This is a genomic window from uncultured Helicobacter sp. (assembly GCF_947367035.1).
Taxonomy (GTDB): domain Bacteria; phylum Campylobacterota; class Campylobacteria; order Campylobacterales; family Helicobacteraceae; genus Helicobacter_D.
Genome location: NZ_CANBCA010000002.1, coordinates 107,376 through 122,331, shown reverse-complemented (window position 1 = coordinate 122,331; position 14,956 = coordinate 107,376). Strand labels below are relative to the sequence as shown.

At 34.2% G+C, this 14,956-nt stretch carries 16 protein-coding genes and 1 tRNA gene; 13 read left to right on the top strand and 4 right to left on the bottom strand.

Annotation, left to right across the window (positions count from 1 at the left end):
* The first annotated feature begins 8 nt into the window (after nucleotides 1–8).
* The 3 genes from fdh3B to fdhD are packed head-to-tail and all read left to right on the top strand — an operon-like array spanning nucleotide 9 to nucleotide 2,407.
* Entirely contained in the window at nucleotides 9–638 is a 630-nt protein-coding gene (fdh3B, locus tag Q0Y61_RS01520; protein WP_297810260.1) for a formate dehydrogenase FDH3 subunit beta, read from the top strand.
* Between the two features lie 9 nt (nucleotides 639–647).
* Nucleotides 648–1,607: a formate dehydrogenase subunit gamma gene (locus tag Q0Y61_RS01515; protein WP_297810257.1), complete on the top strand. Its 960-nt coding sequence runs from the start codon at nucleotides 648–650 to the stop codon at nucleotides 1,605–1,607.
* Complete coding sequence (gene fdhD, locus Q0Y61_RS01510; RefSeq protein ID WP_297810253.1) at nucleotides 1,607–2,407, top strand: formate dehydrogenase accessory sulfurtransferase FdhD; 801 nt, start codon at nucleotides 1,607–1,609, stop codon at nucleotides 2,405–2,407. The genes Q0Y61_RS01515 and fdhD overlap by 1 nt, the downstream gene beginning before the upstream one ends.
* A 165-nt stretch (nucleotides 2,408–2,572) precedes the next feature.
* Here the strand turns inward: fdhD and Q0Y61_RS01505 are convergent, their stop codons facing one another.
* The 3 genes from Q0Y61_RS01505 to Q0Y61_RS01495 form a co-directional block, all read right to left on the bottom strand.
* On the bottom strand, nucleotides 2,573–3,547 hold the full coding sequence (locus Q0Y61_RS01505; protein ID WP_297810250.1) for a hypothetical protein: 975 nt from the start codon (nucleotides 3,545–3,547) through the stop codon (nucleotides 2,573–2,575).
* A gap of 37 nt (nucleotides 3,548–3,584) precedes the next feature.
* Nucleotides 3,585–3,669 (bottom strand) — tRNA-Leu (locus Q0Y61_RS01500).
* A 46-nt stretch (nucleotides 3,670–3,715) separates the two neighbouring features.
* On the bottom strand, nucleotides 3,716–4,774 hold the full coding sequence (locus tag Q0Y61_RS01495) for an agmatine deiminase family protein (protein ID WP_297810247.1): 1,059 nt from the start codon (nucleotides 4,772–4,774) through the stop codon (nucleotides 3,716–3,718).
* Between the two features lie 63 nt (nucleotides 4,775–4,837).
* Between Q0Y61_RS01495 and Q0Y61_RS01490 the strand changes: the two genes are divergently transcribed.
* From Q0Y61_RS01490 to feoB, 6 genes are all read left to right on the top strand, one after another.
* Nucleotides 4,838–5,467 (top strand): hydrogenase-4 component G, encoded by a 630-nt coding sequence (locus Q0Y61_RS01490; protein ID WP_297810245.1) that lies wholly within the window; start codon nucleotides 4,838–4,840, stop codon nucleotides 5,465–5,467.
* A 19-nt stretch (nucleotides 5,468–5,486) separates the two neighbouring features.
* Nucleotides 5,487–6,512 (top strand): tRNA (adenosine(37)-N6)-threonylcarbamoyltransferase complex transferase subunit TsaD, encoded by a 1,026-nt coding sequence (gene tsaD / locus Q0Y61_RS01485; protein ID WP_297810242.1) that lies wholly within the window; start codon nucleotides 5,487–5,489, stop codon nucleotides 6,510–6,512.
* Nucleotides 6,513–6,577: 65 nt separating this feature from the next.
* The gene (gene tpx, locus Q0Y61_RS01480; protein WP_297810239.1) at nucleotides 6,578–7,072 is read left to right on the top strand and encodes a thiol peroxidase; all 495 of its coding nucleotides are present in this window, start codon (nucleotides 6,578–6,580) and stop codon (nucleotides 7,070–7,072) included.
* Nucleotides 7,073–7,087: 15 nt separating this feature from the next.
* The gene (locus tag Q0Y61_RS01475; protein ID WP_297810235.1) at nucleotides 7,088–7,639 is read left to right on the top strand and encodes a YqiA/YcfP family alpha/beta fold hydrolase; all 552 of its coding nucleotides are present in this window, start codon (nucleotides 7,088–7,090) and stop codon (nucleotides 7,637–7,639) included.
* 227 nt (nucleotides 7,640–7,866) lie between these two features.
* Nucleotides 7,867–8,103, top strand: a complete 237-nt coding sequence (locus Q0Y61_RS01470) for a FeoA domain-containing protein (RefSeq protein WP_297810232.1) — start codon at nucleotides 7,867–7,869, stop codon at nucleotides 8,101–8,103.
* Complete coding sequence (feoB, locus tag Q0Y61_RS01465) at nucleotides 8,096–10,222, top strand: ferrous iron transport protein B (RefSeq protein ID WP_297810229.1); 2,127 nt, start codon at nucleotides 8,096–8,098, stop codon at nucleotides 10,220–10,222. The genes Q0Y61_RS01470 and feoB overlap by 8 nt, the downstream gene beginning before the upstream one ends.
* A gap of 172 nt (nucleotides 10,223–10,394) precedes the next feature.
* Here the strand turns inward: feoB and hypA are convergent, their stop codons facing one another.
* Nucleotides 10,395–10,739, bottom strand: coding sequence for a hydrogenase/urease nickel incorporation protein HypA (hypA, locus tag Q0Y61_RS01460; protein WP_297810226.1), 345 nt, complete (start codon nucleotides 10,737–10,739; stop codon nucleotides 10,395–10,397).
* 112 nt (nucleotides 10,740–10,851) lie between these two features.
* Here hypA and argF point away from each other — a divergent pair, with 112 nt between their 5' ends.
* From argF to Q0Y61_RS01440, 4 genes are read left to right on the top strand one after another with little or no spacing between them, the layout of a single operon-like run.
* Nucleotides 10,852–11,772 (top strand): ornithine carbamoyltransferase, encoded by a 921-nt coding sequence (gene argF, locus Q0Y61_RS01455; RefSeq protein WP_297810223.1) that lies wholly within the window; start codon nucleotides 10,852–10,854, stop codon nucleotides 11,770–11,772.
* Entirely contained in the window at nucleotides 11,751–12,173 is a 423-nt protein-coding gene (locus Q0Y61_RS01450; RefSeq protein WP_297810220.1) for a DUF2603 domain-containing protein, read from the top strand. The genes argF and Q0Y61_RS01450 overlap by 22 nt, the downstream gene beginning before the upstream one ends.
* A gap of 17 nt (nucleotides 12,174–12,190) precedes the next feature.
* The gene (gene hemN, locus Q0Y61_RS01445; RefSeq protein WP_297810217.1) at nucleotides 12,191–13,564 is read left to right on the top strand and encodes an oxygen-independent coproporphyrinogen III oxidase; all 1,374 of its coding nucleotides are present in this window, start codon (nucleotides 12,191–12,193) and stop codon (nucleotides 13,562–13,564) included.
* A gap of 25 nt (nucleotides 13,565–13,589) precedes the next feature.
* Nucleotides 13,590–14,915, top strand: a complete 1,326-nt coding sequence (locus tag Q0Y61_RS01440) for a (Fe-S)-binding protein (protein WP_297810214.1) — start codon at nucleotides 13,590–13,592, stop codon at nucleotides 14,913–14,915.
* Nucleotides 14,916–14,956: the final 41 nt, after the last annotated feature.

Genomic DNA, 14,956 nt, shown 5'->3' with positions numbered 1-14,956 from the left:
AGTAAAAGATGAGTAATACAATTCCTACCAATCTTGAAAATTTTTCAAGAATAAAATTTTATTGTGATACGAATCGTTGTATTGAATGCCACGGTTGTGATGTGGCTTGCAAAGAAGCACATCACTTGCCTGTCGGTGTAAATCGCAGAAGAGTTGTTCTGCTAAATGAGGGTATTGTAGGCAAAGAGAGTGCAGTTTCGGTAGCTTGTATGCATTGTGCTGATGCTCCTTGCGCCCAAGTGTGTCCAGTGGATTGTTTTTATATTCGTGCCGATGGAATCGTCCTACACGATAAAAAAACTTGTATTGGCTGTGGTTATTGTCTTTATGCTTGTCCTTTTGGTGCTCCACAATTCCCTAAAAATGGTGTTTTTGGTTCTCGTGGAGCAATGGATAAATGCACATTCTGTGCAGGAGGTCCTGAAGAAACAAATAGCGAAGTGGAATATCATCTCTATGGGCAAAATAGAATCGCAGAGGGTAAAGTGCCAATGTGTGCAAGTATGTGCTCTACTAAGGCTTTGCTTGCAGGTAGCAGTGAAGAAGTTTCAAACATTATCACGCATCGTGCAACTGTGCGAGGAGAAAATATCCCTAATGCTGTTCCTAATGTGTGGAAAACCGCATATAACGATTAGGAGGATTCTATGAGAAATTTATTGAAATTCTTTAGAATCTTAATGTTGGTGATTTTTGCACTAGGAGTGAGTTTTGCCTTTGCGGCAAATCCAAGTGTCCCACAAGAGGGTGGAAAGCAATATGCAGAAGTAATAAGTGGAAATAATGCTTTGATTACGACAAGTGCAAGAGCGAATCCAAAACTTTATGGTGGTCCTGAAGTAGAAGCCATTAAAACTTGGGGAGTTGGCTCGCCTAATTCACAAGGTTGGGGAGAAATCTTTACTTTTCTTCAAGGAAGATATTTTATGCAAGTTTTTGGGCTTATTATTATATTAGTTCCTTTAGCATTTTTGAGCCATTTTATGTTTGTAGGGCAAAAGAAATTTAATCACGGTAAGAAAATTCGTGTATTTTCTAGTTATAACATTATTGTGCATTGGTGTGCAGCAATTCCTTTTGTGCTTTTATGTCTGACAGGTTTAGCAATGGTGTTTGGAGATAAATTAGGCGGTGGAGGATTAGTGCGTTTTGCTAGAGACTTGCACGGAATCGCAACCATTGTTTTTGCAATCTTTGGGATTTTAATGTTTTTAATGTGGGCTAAAAGCGCTTTGCCTAAGGCTTATGATATTCAATGGCTAATGATAATGGGTGGATATTTAAGTAAAGAGAAAAAACCAATCCCTGCAGGAAAATTTAATGCAGGGCAAAAAATGTGGTTTTGGGTCTGCACGATGGGTGGATTTGCAATGATAATTTCTGGGGCTTTTATGTTTTTCCAATTTAGTGATATTGACACTTTAAGAATAATGGCATTAGCACATAATATCATTGGGTTTTTAATCATTGCTCTTTTAATTACACACATTTATATGGCTGTCTTTGCGATAGAAGGAGCTTTACATTCTATTATTGATGGACATATGGGTGAAGAAGAAATTGCGATTCTCCATAGTTATTACTATAAAGAGATAAATGCTGCATAATGGAATGTTATTACAAGGCATTAAGAATTGATAAAATCTCTCCCAATGGGTTTGGGGGAGAATCTCTAACAGATTTTGTTGAAGATGATGTGATAGCAGAGGAGCGTATTGCATTTTATCTCAATGGCAAAAAACTACTTTCAGTTATGAGTATCCCAAAAGAGCAAGATTGCCATATTGTTGGGTTTTTGATAAGTGAAGGTGTGATTGATGATGTTTCACAGATTCAACGTTTAGAAATCTCTGAGGATGGTAAGTCTGTTATGATAGAAGCGGAGATTGTTGAAGAGAATCTTAAGAATCTTTTTCGTGAAAAGACACTAACTTCTGGTTGTTGCGTAGGAGTTGCTGGGAATTTGGAAGGACATATTTTAGAGCGGTTTGTAGAATCAGATAGAAAAGTTTTGTGCAGTGAAATTTTCTCTCATTTAAGATTTTTTGAAAAACCAAGTGAATTGTTTGATAAAACAGGTTGTGTGCATAAGGCAATGTTAGTTTTGGATAATTCCCTTTTAATTTGTGAAGATATTGGAAGACATAATGCAATTGACAAAGTGATGGGAAAAGCGTGTTTGCAGGGACTAGATGCAAGTGATGGGATTCTTTATGTCAGTGGTAGATTATCGCTTGAAATGGTAATTAAAGCCGTAATGCACAATATTCCAATTGTTATCTCTAAAGCTGCCGCAACTTTAATGGGTGTTAAAGCTGCGCAAGAGACAGGCGTAACGCTCATTGGTTTTGCGCGTGGTAATCGGGCAAATGTTTATACCCATAGTGGTAGAATTTCAAATTCATAAGGTTTTGTGGATAAACTATTTTATTGCAAGGAGGCGAAGCCAAAGCAATCAATTCTGCTTTGATTTAAAATTATAGATTGCTACGAGGTTTTAACGGCTCTTGCTGACTAGGATTAAAAAATTAGCGCGGTGAGGGTGTAAATACTCTCATTACGAAAATCTAAGTTATTGTTTGCAAAAACGAATTGGAATCTCTGGATTGGCAATCCAAGTGGGATAATCCAAATCCTTTAAAATCCCTTTTTCTAGCTTTTGTGTTTCATCTAATCCTAAGCTTTGCAATTTTGAGCGGTTAATATAACTAACTTCTAAAGAGGTGCTAAAGAATAATCCCTTAGAATAAAAGATTTTTCCGTGATTATTAAAATGAAAATGAATAGGAATAAAGAATTTGTTGAGTCTTTTAAGTTGTGTAATTCTTTGATAAAAACCACTTTCTTCTTCTGGATTACAGCCGTGAAATTCAAAGATAATTTGTGCAAAGTTTTGAGCAAGAATTTCTATATCAATATTTTCTAGCATTTCCCATTCTGCATTTTCAATATCGGTTTGCAAGATATTAGCTTGTGTAGAGTCTAGTTTGTTATCTTTAATTATACTTTCTAAAGTAATGGTGGAATCACTATTATGTGCGGAGATAAATTTTTTATGAAATATAATATTTTGGTGGGTATAAGGAGAATCTTTAGTGCTTCCATCATATTCTAGGACTTGGTAGCCAATCTCTGCCATTTCTAGATCCCAAGGAGAGTAATCGGAAACACCTAATGAAATGGCTTTAGGATTTTTGAATAAGGCTTTTGCCCCCCCCCCATTATTTGCTTTTAAGAGTTTATTATACATCACATAACCCCCATCGTTTGCACCACCAACTCTAATGAGGGAATCTCTGCCAACCTTAATGGGTTGTAAGACTTTTAAATATTCCAAAATTCTAGTATGGACTTGGAGATTATGGTTTAGACGCAAGTAGTTTCTGTCTCTATCTTGTAATAAAAGCAGTAAAATTTGTTTATCTTTTTTATTAATTTTGGAATTTGTAATGATGTTAGACATTAGGATTTTGTTTTGAAGCTGATTATTTAATTTAGTTTGTTGAATTAGAGATTCTAACAAAGTTTCTGAATCTTGAGTTTCCATTTTTAATATCTTTGTTATAAAATAAATCTATGTTGTATGGTGCGGAAAAGAGGACTTGAACCTCCATGCCTTGCGGCGCTAGATCCTAAGTCTAGTGCGTCTGCCAGTTTCGCCATTTCCGCTTATAAAATAAATGCGAAATCTTACTAAAATATTCTTAATATAACTTTATTTAAAGCTTTTTAACGCTTTAAAATTTAAAGTGCCTTTTGGAAACTGCATACTAATACAATGCAAACTTCCGTGTTGGCGAATCAGCACAGAGCAATCTATCGGAATTACTTTGTGATTGGGACAAGCACTTTGTAGAACCTCTATTGCAAGAGCATCATTGGAATCCTGATAAATGGGCAATAAAAGAGTCTTGTTTAGAAATAAGAAATTTGCATAAGTTGCTGGCAAACGTTCTCCCCCATAATATTTTGCACTTACAAAGGGCAATTCAATCAGCTTGAAAGGTTTATTCTCTAAAGTGCGCAGATTCCGCAACTCTTTTTTCATCGCAAGTAAGGAAAAATAATGCTCATCTGTTTTATCTAAACAACCTACATATACAATCGTTTTTTTATCCACAAAACGTGCAAGTGTATCAATGTGGCTATCGGTATCATCACCACTTAAATAGCCAGAGTTTAGCCACAAAATCTCTTGGACTCCTAAATACTTCTTTAGTTTTTTATTCAGCTGTCGTTTTGTATAAGAAGGATTGCGATTGTTTTCTAATAAACATTGTGTGTTAGTTAGTAAAATCCCAGCACCGTTACTTTCTATACTTCCGCCTTCTAAAATTAAATTTTTAGTTTTACAAGCCTTAAAGATTCCAAGTTTTGCTAGTTTGCGTGTGATTTGGTTATCCAGATTGGAGGTAAATTTCAATCCCCAGCCATTAAATCCAAAGTCTAGCACAATGTTTTTATTGTTGTGAGAAATTGTGATTCCACCAAAATCACGTGTCCAAGTGTCATTACTAGGAATTTCTATCCAATATAGATTTTCCAAGAGTTGCGGATTCCAATTTTTTGTATCAAAATAATTTTTTATATATTCTTGTGTAGAATTTTTATCTTTACACACGAGCAAACAACATTCTACTTGTAAAATATGATAAATTATTTCACAATAAGTAGCACGAACTTCCTTTAAGTAAGGATTCCAATCAGAATCTTGATGGGGAAATGCAAGTAAGATTCCCTCTTGTTTTTCCCATTCTGCAAAAATTTTTTTCATAACTATACTCTTTTTTAAAAAAATGACGATATTATTACATAAATTTTTGTCAAGGAGGACAATATGGCAGTTAATATTTCTAGTAATTCTACAAAAAGTAGTTTTGAGTATGCAAATGACTTGCAAAATGCGATGAGTTCTAATCCGCTTAAAAAAAATGAAATTTCAGCGGAAGAGAGGAATAAAGGTATCCAAGAAGCCGCTTCTAAAATTGATGCAAAATCCTTAGTAACAGGTTACATTGTGCAATTCCAAATGAGTATTACGATTTCAAGTGAGACAAATTTTTCCTCACAGAATGGAATCTTTGGAATGAATACAAGTGCAATGAATGACCCATTTAAGTTAAACAATATCTTAAAAGGTTTGGATTTAAAATCTATCGGTTATGAGGGCAAACCAATTCAGGATTTAACACAAGATGAAGCAAAAGCACTCATTGCAGAAGACGGATTTTTTGGTGTTGCAAAAACATCGGATAGAATTGCCGATTTTGTTTTAGCAGGTGCTGGAGATGATGTGGAAAAATTAAAAGCAGGCAGAGAAGGAATCATTAGAGGATACAATCAAGCAGAAAAAGCTTGGGGTGGTAATTTGCCAGATATTAGCAAGGAAACATTGGAAAAAGCACTAGAAAAAGTAGATAAAAAATTGGCAAGTTTAGGTGTTAATGTCTTGGACGAAAAGGCATAGATATTAAGTAAGGAATCTCTTGAGTGGGCTTATTTTAAGTATTGAAAGTAGTTGCGATGATAGTTCTATTGCGCTCACTCAAATAGATTCTAAGCAATTAATCTTCCATCAAAAAATTTCACAAGAAAAGGAACATACCGCTTTTGGTGGTGTTGTGCCAGAACTTGCAAGCCGACTACACGCCGAAACCTTACCTCTTATCTTAGAGAAAGTCAAACCTTACTTCAGAGATTTAAAAGTGATTGCTGTTACTACAGAACCAGGTTTGAATGTAACTTTAATGGAAGGTTTAATGATGGCAAAAACTCTAGCTTTTTCATTAAATCTTCCTCTAATTGGTGTAAATCATTTAAAAGGACATTTGTATTCTTTATTCTTAGAACGTGAGGCTTGTTTTCCTTTGGGTGTACTTTTGGTTTCAGGTGGGCATACGATGTTGCTTGAAGTGCAAGACTTCCACCAAATCACTATTAAAGCACAGAGTTTAGACGATAGCTTTGGCGAAAGCTTTGATAAAGTAGCAAAAATGTTGAATCTTGGCTATCCTGGTGGTCCGATTGTGGAATCTTATGCACAAAAAGGTGTGTGCAATTCTTTTTTATTTCCTATTCCTCTGCGTTCCAAAAAACAATATGCGTTTAGTTTTTCAGGATTGAAAAATGCTGCAAGGTTGCAAATTGAGAAAGAAAAGAAATCCAAAGAAGTTTTAAGTGAAGAATTTAAAGCAAACTTATGTGCAAGTTTTCAAGATTCTGCTATTACACATTTGGTGCAAAAGTGCAAAATATTTTTTGAACAGAATGCTAGAAATTCTCATCAATGGAAACATTTTGGTATTGTAGGTGGAGCAAGTGCAAATTTAGAATTAAGGAAGCAAATAACAAAAATATGTGAAGAATATGATGTTACATTATTGCTTTCCCCGCTTGAATTTTGTTCAGATAATGCTGCAATGATTGGGCGGGTAGCAATAGAATCTTATCAATACAAAGAATTTGATAGGATTAATTCTTTGCAAACTCGCCCAAGAATTGAGACATTTTAATCTAAATTTTAGTTTCATTATTTAATAATAGAGGGCTAATTTCAAATAATTACAAGGAAATAAAAATGGTAACTTTTAAAGGTAGTGCAGTAACGCTTGCAGGTAAAGAAGTTAAAGTCGGGGATAAAGCACCAAAAGTAGATTTGGTTGCAGGTGATTTGAGTGTGAAAAGTGTAGGGGGATCAAATGGAAAATTTCAAATTATCAATGTTGTGCCTTCTTTAGATACAGGCGTTTGTGCGACACAAACACGCAAATTTAATGAAAAAGCAGCAGATATTCCGAATACGCAAGTTTTTGTTGTTTCTCTTGATCTTCCTTTCGCACAAGGCAGATTTTGTTCCACAGAAGGTATCGAGAACGTAACAGCATTAAGTGATTTTAGAAATAAAGATTTTGGCGATTCTTATGGTGTAGTGTTGGCTAGTTCTCCCTTGGAGGGATTATTAACTCGTGCAGTTTTTGTTGTCAATCCTGATGGGCAAATCGTGCATAAAGAAATCGTAAGCGAAGTGACAAGCGAACCAGATTATGAAGCAGCACTTAAGGCTGTGAAATAATTTTAGGGGCGCAAGGTGCTATTATATCTGCACGGATTTCGTAGCATTGGATTATGCTACAAAGGCAAACAAATAGCAACTTTTGCGCCTAATGTGCTCACTCCAAATCTTCCTTATGTGCCTACTTTGGCAATTAAGCTTTTAGAGTCATTGATTTTGCAATATTCCAAAACGCATAAAATTTGCCTTATTGGTAGTTCTCTTGGGGGTTATTATGCCACTTTTTTAGCGCAAAAATATCAATTTAAAGCGGTTTTAATTAATCCTGTAATTGATGCTTGTAAAACTTTGCTACCCGCTATTGGGAAAGTTAATGTTCCTTATAATAAGACTTCATTTTTTTGGAGCTTGGATTTGGTAGAAAGCTTAAAGCAGTATCGGGTAGATTTTATTACGCCAGAGCTTTATTGTGTGCTTTTGCAAAGTGGGGATCAAGTGCTTGATTATAGGGTTGCAGCACAAAAGTTTAAAGATTCTAAACTTATCATTGAAAAGGGTGGTTCTCATCACTTTGATAATTTTATCTCTCAAAAGGATACAATTCTAAAATGGGCAGAAGAAATTTAAGAATCCCAAAAGCAACAATTATAGAATTTTAATTTAACTCCTAAATAAATTTCATTTTTTATCAAAAAATCTAATAGAAAATATCTTTTTAAACAATGAAATTACTGATAATTACCATTATAATGTAATCAAATCTATTACTATAAAATGATAATCAATTTTAATATTATTTTAACTTTTCAAAAGTTAGAATTCCAAAGTGAATTTCAAATTTAAAAAGGATTCAAATGACAATTAATGCGTTAAAAGATGGTGAATATGGTGTAATTACGCATTTAGGAGTAGATGAGCAATTGCGTGATAGATTTTTCAGCTTTGGAATTTCTAAAGCAAAGCAAATTAAAAAACTTGAAACTTCTCTTGGAGGTTCTACGATTCTAGTAGAGTTGGATAGAAACTGCATTGTTTTACGTGCAGATGAAGCCAATGCGATTGAAGTGGAGAGAGTGCAAAAATATGAATAAAAAAGCAAAAACAATTAAAATTGCCCTCATAGGACAACCCAATGTGGGCAAAAGTTTATTAATTAATACGCTTTGTAATTCTACGATGAAAGTAGGGAATTTCCCTGGTGTAACTGTAGAAAAAGCCGAAGCAAGTACTAGTTATAAAGGCTACACATTGCAAATCGTGGATTTACCAGGAACTTATTCACTCTATGGTTATTCAGAAGAAGAAAAAGTCACGAAGCATTTTGTAGAATCTAATGATTATGATTTGATTGTCAATGTTGTAGATTCTACAAATTTGGAACGCAATTTACTTTTAAGTGCGCAACTACTTGAAATGCAAAAAAAGATGATTTTGGTCCTTAATATGAGTGATGAAGCGCGTAATGAAGGAATAAAAATCAATGTAAAAGCCCTAAGTGAATTGCTTGGAATCTCAAGTGTGCAAGTTTCTGCACATACAAAAGAAAATTTGGAATCTCTACTTGATAAGATTATTGAGACTTATGAAAAGGGACAAAATGCAAATAAACGCATTTATAGCAATGCGATTGAAACAGAGATTTTGCATTTAGAGGAATTTATCAAAAGCAAAAAAGACCCAAGTTTAGAATCACTTGGCTTAAATGAGCGTCAGATTGCAATTTTATTATTAAAACAAGAAGAAAAAACCTTTCAGATTCTACATAAAAAACCTATTTGGATGGAGCTATCTAAGAGATTGCAAGATTCTTTAAATACTCTTTATACTGTTTATGATACCCCCTCTAATAAGGAGATTTTTTTAGAAGATTTAAATGCGTTTGTGCAGGGCTTGATAACTGAAACTGTGTGCTATGAAGGCAGAGAAAAACAAAGTTATACGCATAATATTGATAAAATTTTAATCAACAAATATGCTGGGATCCCGATTTTTTTATTTTTTATGTGGGCATTGTTTCAGCTTACTTTCACACTTGGCGCATTGCCAATGGATATGATTGAAGATTTTTTTAATTGGTTTGGCGGGTTGATTAAAAATAATATTCACAGCGAATCTCTTGCTTCTTTATTGGCAGATGGGATTATAGGAGGTGTAGGAGCTGTAGTTTTATTTTTGCCCAATATTGTGATTTTGTTTTTTGGAATCGCATTGTTGGAGACAACAGGTTATATGTCTCGTGTAGCCTTTTTGTTAGATGGGTTTTTTCATAGGTTTGGTTTGCACGGCAAAAGCTTTATCCCGCTTGTTACAGGTTTTGGTTGCTCTGTCCCTGCATTTATGGCGACAAGGACGCTTAAAAGTCGTAAAGATAGACTGCTAACACTTTTTATTATTAATTTTATGAGTTGTGGTGCAAGACTTCCTGTTTATGTGCTATTTGTCGGTGCATTTTTCCCAAAACAACAAGCAGGAAATTGGCTTTTTGGAATTTATATTTTAGGAGCAATGCTAGGGCTTGTAGTAGCAAAGATTTTGCGTTTGACCGCTTTTAAAGGTCCAGATGAGCCATTTGTTATGGAAATGCCGAAATATCGTATGCCAAATTGGAGATTAGTGTGGTTTGCAATTTATACGAAAGCAAAAATGTATTTAAAAAAGGCAGGAACTTTTATTTTGGCTGCTTCCATTTTGATATGGTTTGCAAGCTCCTATCCAGCACAAAAGGATACAAAAGGGGCTTATGAAAGCAAGATAGAGCAAGTGACTGATGAAAGAGAAAAGGAAAAACTTGTTTTTGCATTAGAGGAATCTTTGATTGAAAATAGTTATTTAGGACAGACAGGCAAACTTATTGAACCAATTTTTGCCCCATTGGGTTTTGATTGGAGAATGAGTGTCGCACTTTTAAGTGGATTAGCAGCAAAAGAAGTTGTGATTTCCACTATGGGTGTGCTTTATTCTCTTGGGGGTGAAGTAGATGAGGAGAGTGAAAGCCTAATGCAGTTGATTAAAAATATGATTCCATTGCAAACTGCCATTGCCTTCATTCTTCTTGTGATGATTTATAATCCTTGCCTAGCTGCGACAATGGTTTTTGGTAAGGAGGCTGGAGGATTTAAATATATCGTGTATTTATTTCTTTTGACAAGCTTTTGTGCTTATATTGTTGCTTTGTTTGGCTCTATGATTGCAGGAGCAATTCTAAATTGATTTTAAATGGGTTTATGAGAAGGGGATAGGATTTATAGCCTACAAACCATATTTGTCATTGCGAGGGCAAAGCAATCCATAACACGGAATCTTACCTTTTAATCTCCTGCTTTATGCTTGATTATGGATTGCCACGATTCCACAAGTGGAATCTGTTGGATTTGCAAATCATTTAAATCATTTCTAAACGCAAAAGTAGCATTTCATTGCCTTTAATGATTCGGACTTCTCTACTGCCACATTGTGGGCAGTGTGTATAGTCTAGTTCTTTTGCAATATTCTTTTGATGACAAGAATTGCAAGTAAGCTCTACTTTAGATTCTTGAATGAATAATTGAGAATTTTCACAAAGACTACCTAACTTAAATTCTTCAAATGCGCTTTTAAGCAAAGTAATATTTACTCCACTACGCTCACCAATTTCTAAATAAATCGCAAGAATTTTTTGCGCATTGTTCGTTTCTGCAATTTCTTCACAGGATTCTATAAGAGAAGAAACAATAGAAAATTCGTGCATATTTGACCTTTTTTCTAAGAATTATTGTATGATAAGCCTTTTTTGTTTAAAGTTTTATTTTAGCTTGATTGGGTAAGATAAAGCTTTTATTTAAATTTTTAGAGGTTACAAAATGCGACATTTTTTGACTTTGGCAGATTTTAGTAAAGAGGAAATTTTGGAAATTTTAAGTCTTGCTAAAATTCTTAAAAACGAAGTAAAAAGTGGTATATATAGTAATCCACTTGCACATAAAACTTTAGGAATGATTTTTGAAAAAAATTCTACAAGGACCCGTGTTAGTTTTGAAGCAGGAATTTATCAATTAGGGGGTAATGGAATCTTTCTTTCTAATAATGATACACAGTTAGGACGCGGTGAGCCGATTAAAGATACTGCGCGTGTGCTTTCCTCTATGGTGGATTTAGTGATGATGAGAACTCATCAACATTCGCGTTTAGAAGAGTTTGCAGAGTATTCTAGTGTGCCTGTGATTAATGGATTGAGTGATGACTTCCACCCGATGCAATTATTAGCTGATTTTATGACAATGCAAGAGTGTGGAAAAGATAAAAATCCTATTGTTGCTTATATTGGAGATGGAAATAATATGGCACATTCTTGGCTTATGCTTGCTTCTAAGCTTGGTTTTACATTAAAAATTGCTTCACCAAAAGATTATAAAGTTTCTAAAAAGATTCTGCAAAAAGCGGAAAGTTTTGCTAAAATTTCAGGCGCAAAAATTTTATTAAGTGAGAGTCCCAAAGAAGCAATTATTGGTGCGGATGTCGTTACTACTGATACCTGGGCTTCTATGGGACAAGAAGAACAAAAAGAAAAAAGAAAGCAAGATTTTAAGGGTTATTGCGTAGATTCTACCTTAATGGGACTTGCAAAAAATGATGCTATTTTTTTGCATTGCTTACCAGCTTACCGCGGACAAGAGGTAAGTGAGGAAGTATTGGAATCTAAGCAAAGTAGAATTTTTCAAGAGGCAGAAAACCGCCTACATATTCAAAAAGGAGTAATGGTTTGGCTACACCAAAGCCGTTAGTTAAGCAAATAAATTCGGCTCAACAAGCAAGTAATATGTATGAATCTCTACAAGAGATATTTAAAAGCGCTAAAACGAAATCCATGATTTCTGATATTGCATTAAATGGGGATTTGACTTATCGTTTTGAAGACAAAAATAAACAAGAGTTTTATCTTGTGTCTAAGAAAAATATGCAGCAACTTTTGGAATCTGCTAAACAACTTGAGGTAGATAAATATCTTTTTAAATTGGAGCAGGAAATTTATTCTAATGTTCCTATTGATTTTGAAGATGTATGGTGCATTGCATTAAAGGAGATAAAAAACTACAAAAAAGAGCCAAAAGCTTTGGTTAAGAATCTTAAAAAACGTTATCCTTATTTATTTTTTGAGATTTCTAAAATTCCTAGTTCTCTCTAAAGTATAAGGATTCTTTGATGTATTCAAGTAAGATTGACTTTAAACAATTTGCAACTTATTCCAAACCTGGTCCGCGTTATACTAGCTATCCTACAGCAATTGAATTTAATGAAAATTATACTTTAGATTTGTATTTAAAGGATTTAAAAGAGGATTCAAGTCCTCTTTCGCTTTATGTGCATTTGCCTTTTTGTCGCAGTGCGTGTTACTTTTGTGGTTGCAATGTAATTTATACTAGCAAAGAAGAAAATAAAGCCATCTATTTGAAGTATTTAAAAAAGGAACTGCAATTACTAAAAAATGCAATGGACACAACAAAGCCTGTCTATCAGTTACATTTCGGTGGAGGCACTCCAACCTTTTTTAATGCGCAAGAATTAGAGATTTTGATTGAGTTATTAAAAGAAACTTTCCCAAATTTTGATAAAAATGCAGAAATAGCTTGTGAAATTGACCCTAGATTCTTTGAGGAATCTCAAATGAAAGTTTTAAAACTCGGGGGATTTAATCGTCTAAGTTTTGGAATCCAAGATTTTAACGAAAAGGTGCAAAATGCGATTCATAGAATCCAATCTTTTGAGCTTGTGGGGCAATCAATCAACTTAGCAAGAACGTTTGGAATTGATTCTATTAATTTTGATTTGATTTATGGTTTGCCTTATCAGAGTTTAGAAACCTTTAAGCAGACTTTGGAATCTTGTATGTGTTTAAATCCCGATAGATTGGCTATTTTTAATTACGCTCACGTGCCTTGGATTAAAAAAACTATGCGTAAGATTGATGAGACTACGCTTCCAGAACCTGCAGAAAAACTTAGAATCTTGGAATGGACGATTCATTATTTGCATAGAAAGGGTTACCAAATGATAGGAATGGACCATTTTGCAAAGCCAGAGGATGAATTGTTTAAATCTATACAAAAAGGGCAATTACAACGAAACTTTCAAGGTTATAGCACACGCGGTGGAACTCAAACGATTGGTATCGGACTAACTTCTATTGGAGGAGGTAATCAATACTATGCGCAGAATTATAAAGATTTGCCACAATATCAAAGCGCATTAGATAATCACTGCTTACCTTTTGCAAAAGGGATTCAATTAAGCTTTGATGATAGATTAAGAAAGGCAGTGATTATGCAATTAATGAGCAACTTTAAACTTGATTTCAATGCTATTAACACGCAATTTAATATTGATTTTAAAGAATATTTTAAAAGTGCGTTAGAAGAGTTAAAGCCTTTACAAGAAGAAGGATTGGTTGCTTTAAAGGAGAGTGGAATCCAAGTGAGCCAAACAGGTGCGTTATTGATTCGTAATATTGCAATGTCCTTTGATGCTTATTTGAAGAAATTGAATACAAATCAAAAAGTATTTAGTAAGACGATTTAAAAGGCAAGAAAATTAAAGGGAAAGTATGGCACATTTTGAGAATTATGATTATTTAAAAACTAGTAATGCGTGTGTAAAATGTGGTAAATGCCTACCTGACTGCACGATATTTGGCATTAATGGAGATGAAGCAACTTCTCCGCGCGGATTTATTGACATTTTGGGTGCATATCAACGTGGCGAGATTCCATTAGATAGAGATACAAAAAATATTCTTGAAACTTGTTTTTTATGCACAACTTGCGTAAGTGTTTGTCCTAATTCTTTACCAACAGATACTTTAATTGAAAATATCCGCTATGAAATTGCTCAAAAATATGGAATCGCTTGGTTTAAACGCATTTTCTTTTATTTTTTAAAACATAGAAAAATAATGGATTTTGGGTTTAAATTAGGAGCGATTTTTGCTCCTTTGTTCTATCAAAAAACAAAAGATGGTAACTCTATCAAGCCTCACTTCACCTTGCCTTTTGTCCAAAGAAGAGTTTTTGGAGCAATCGCAAAGCAAAGTTTCTTAAATTCGCACCCAGAGGAGATAAATTTTTCTAAGTCTGATGATGTATCTAAAAAAGGTATTTCTCAACCAACTAAAGTAGCAATTTTCATTGGTTGCTTGGGAAATTATAATTACAAAAATGTCGGAGAATCTTTGCTCGTAATTTTAGAAAAATTGGGGATTAGTGCAAAGATTGCAAAGGGGCAAAAGTGCTGTGGCGCCCCCGCTTATTTCACAGGAGATTTTGCAAGTGTAGATGCATTGATTCGCTATAATGTGGAGTATTTTGAAAGCTTCATTGACACAATAGATGCGATTTTAATCCCAGAAGCGACCTGTGGCGCAATGGTGCTAGAGGATTGGAAACATTTTATGGAAAAAGATTTGGAATTAAAGCAGAGAATAGAAAAGCTTTTACCAAAAATTTATATGGCAACGAAATATTTGGAATCTAAAACAAATCTAGTGGAGTATTTAAATGCTTTACAAAAGAATCGTGGAGACAAAAAACAAACTTTGACTTACCACGACCCTTGCCATGCTAAAAAAGTGCTTGGGATTTATAAAGAGCCACGCAAGTTGTTAGAACAAAATTATCAACTTATTGAAATGGAAGATTCTAGTTCCTGCTGTGGGTTTGGTGGTGTTACAATTCAAACGGAACGATTTGAGTTAGCAAGTAAGGTAGGAAGTAAAAAGGCAAAAATGATACAAAAAACACAAGCAAACTTTGTCGCAGCGGAGTGTAGTGCTTGTCGTATGCAGTTAAGCAATGCTTTACACCAAGAGCAAGCGAATATTGTATTTTTGCATCCTTTGGAATTAATTGCTAAAGTAATCCAAAAAGATAATTAAGTAAAATATTTGTTTTTATTCATTATAATTGTAAAGATTTT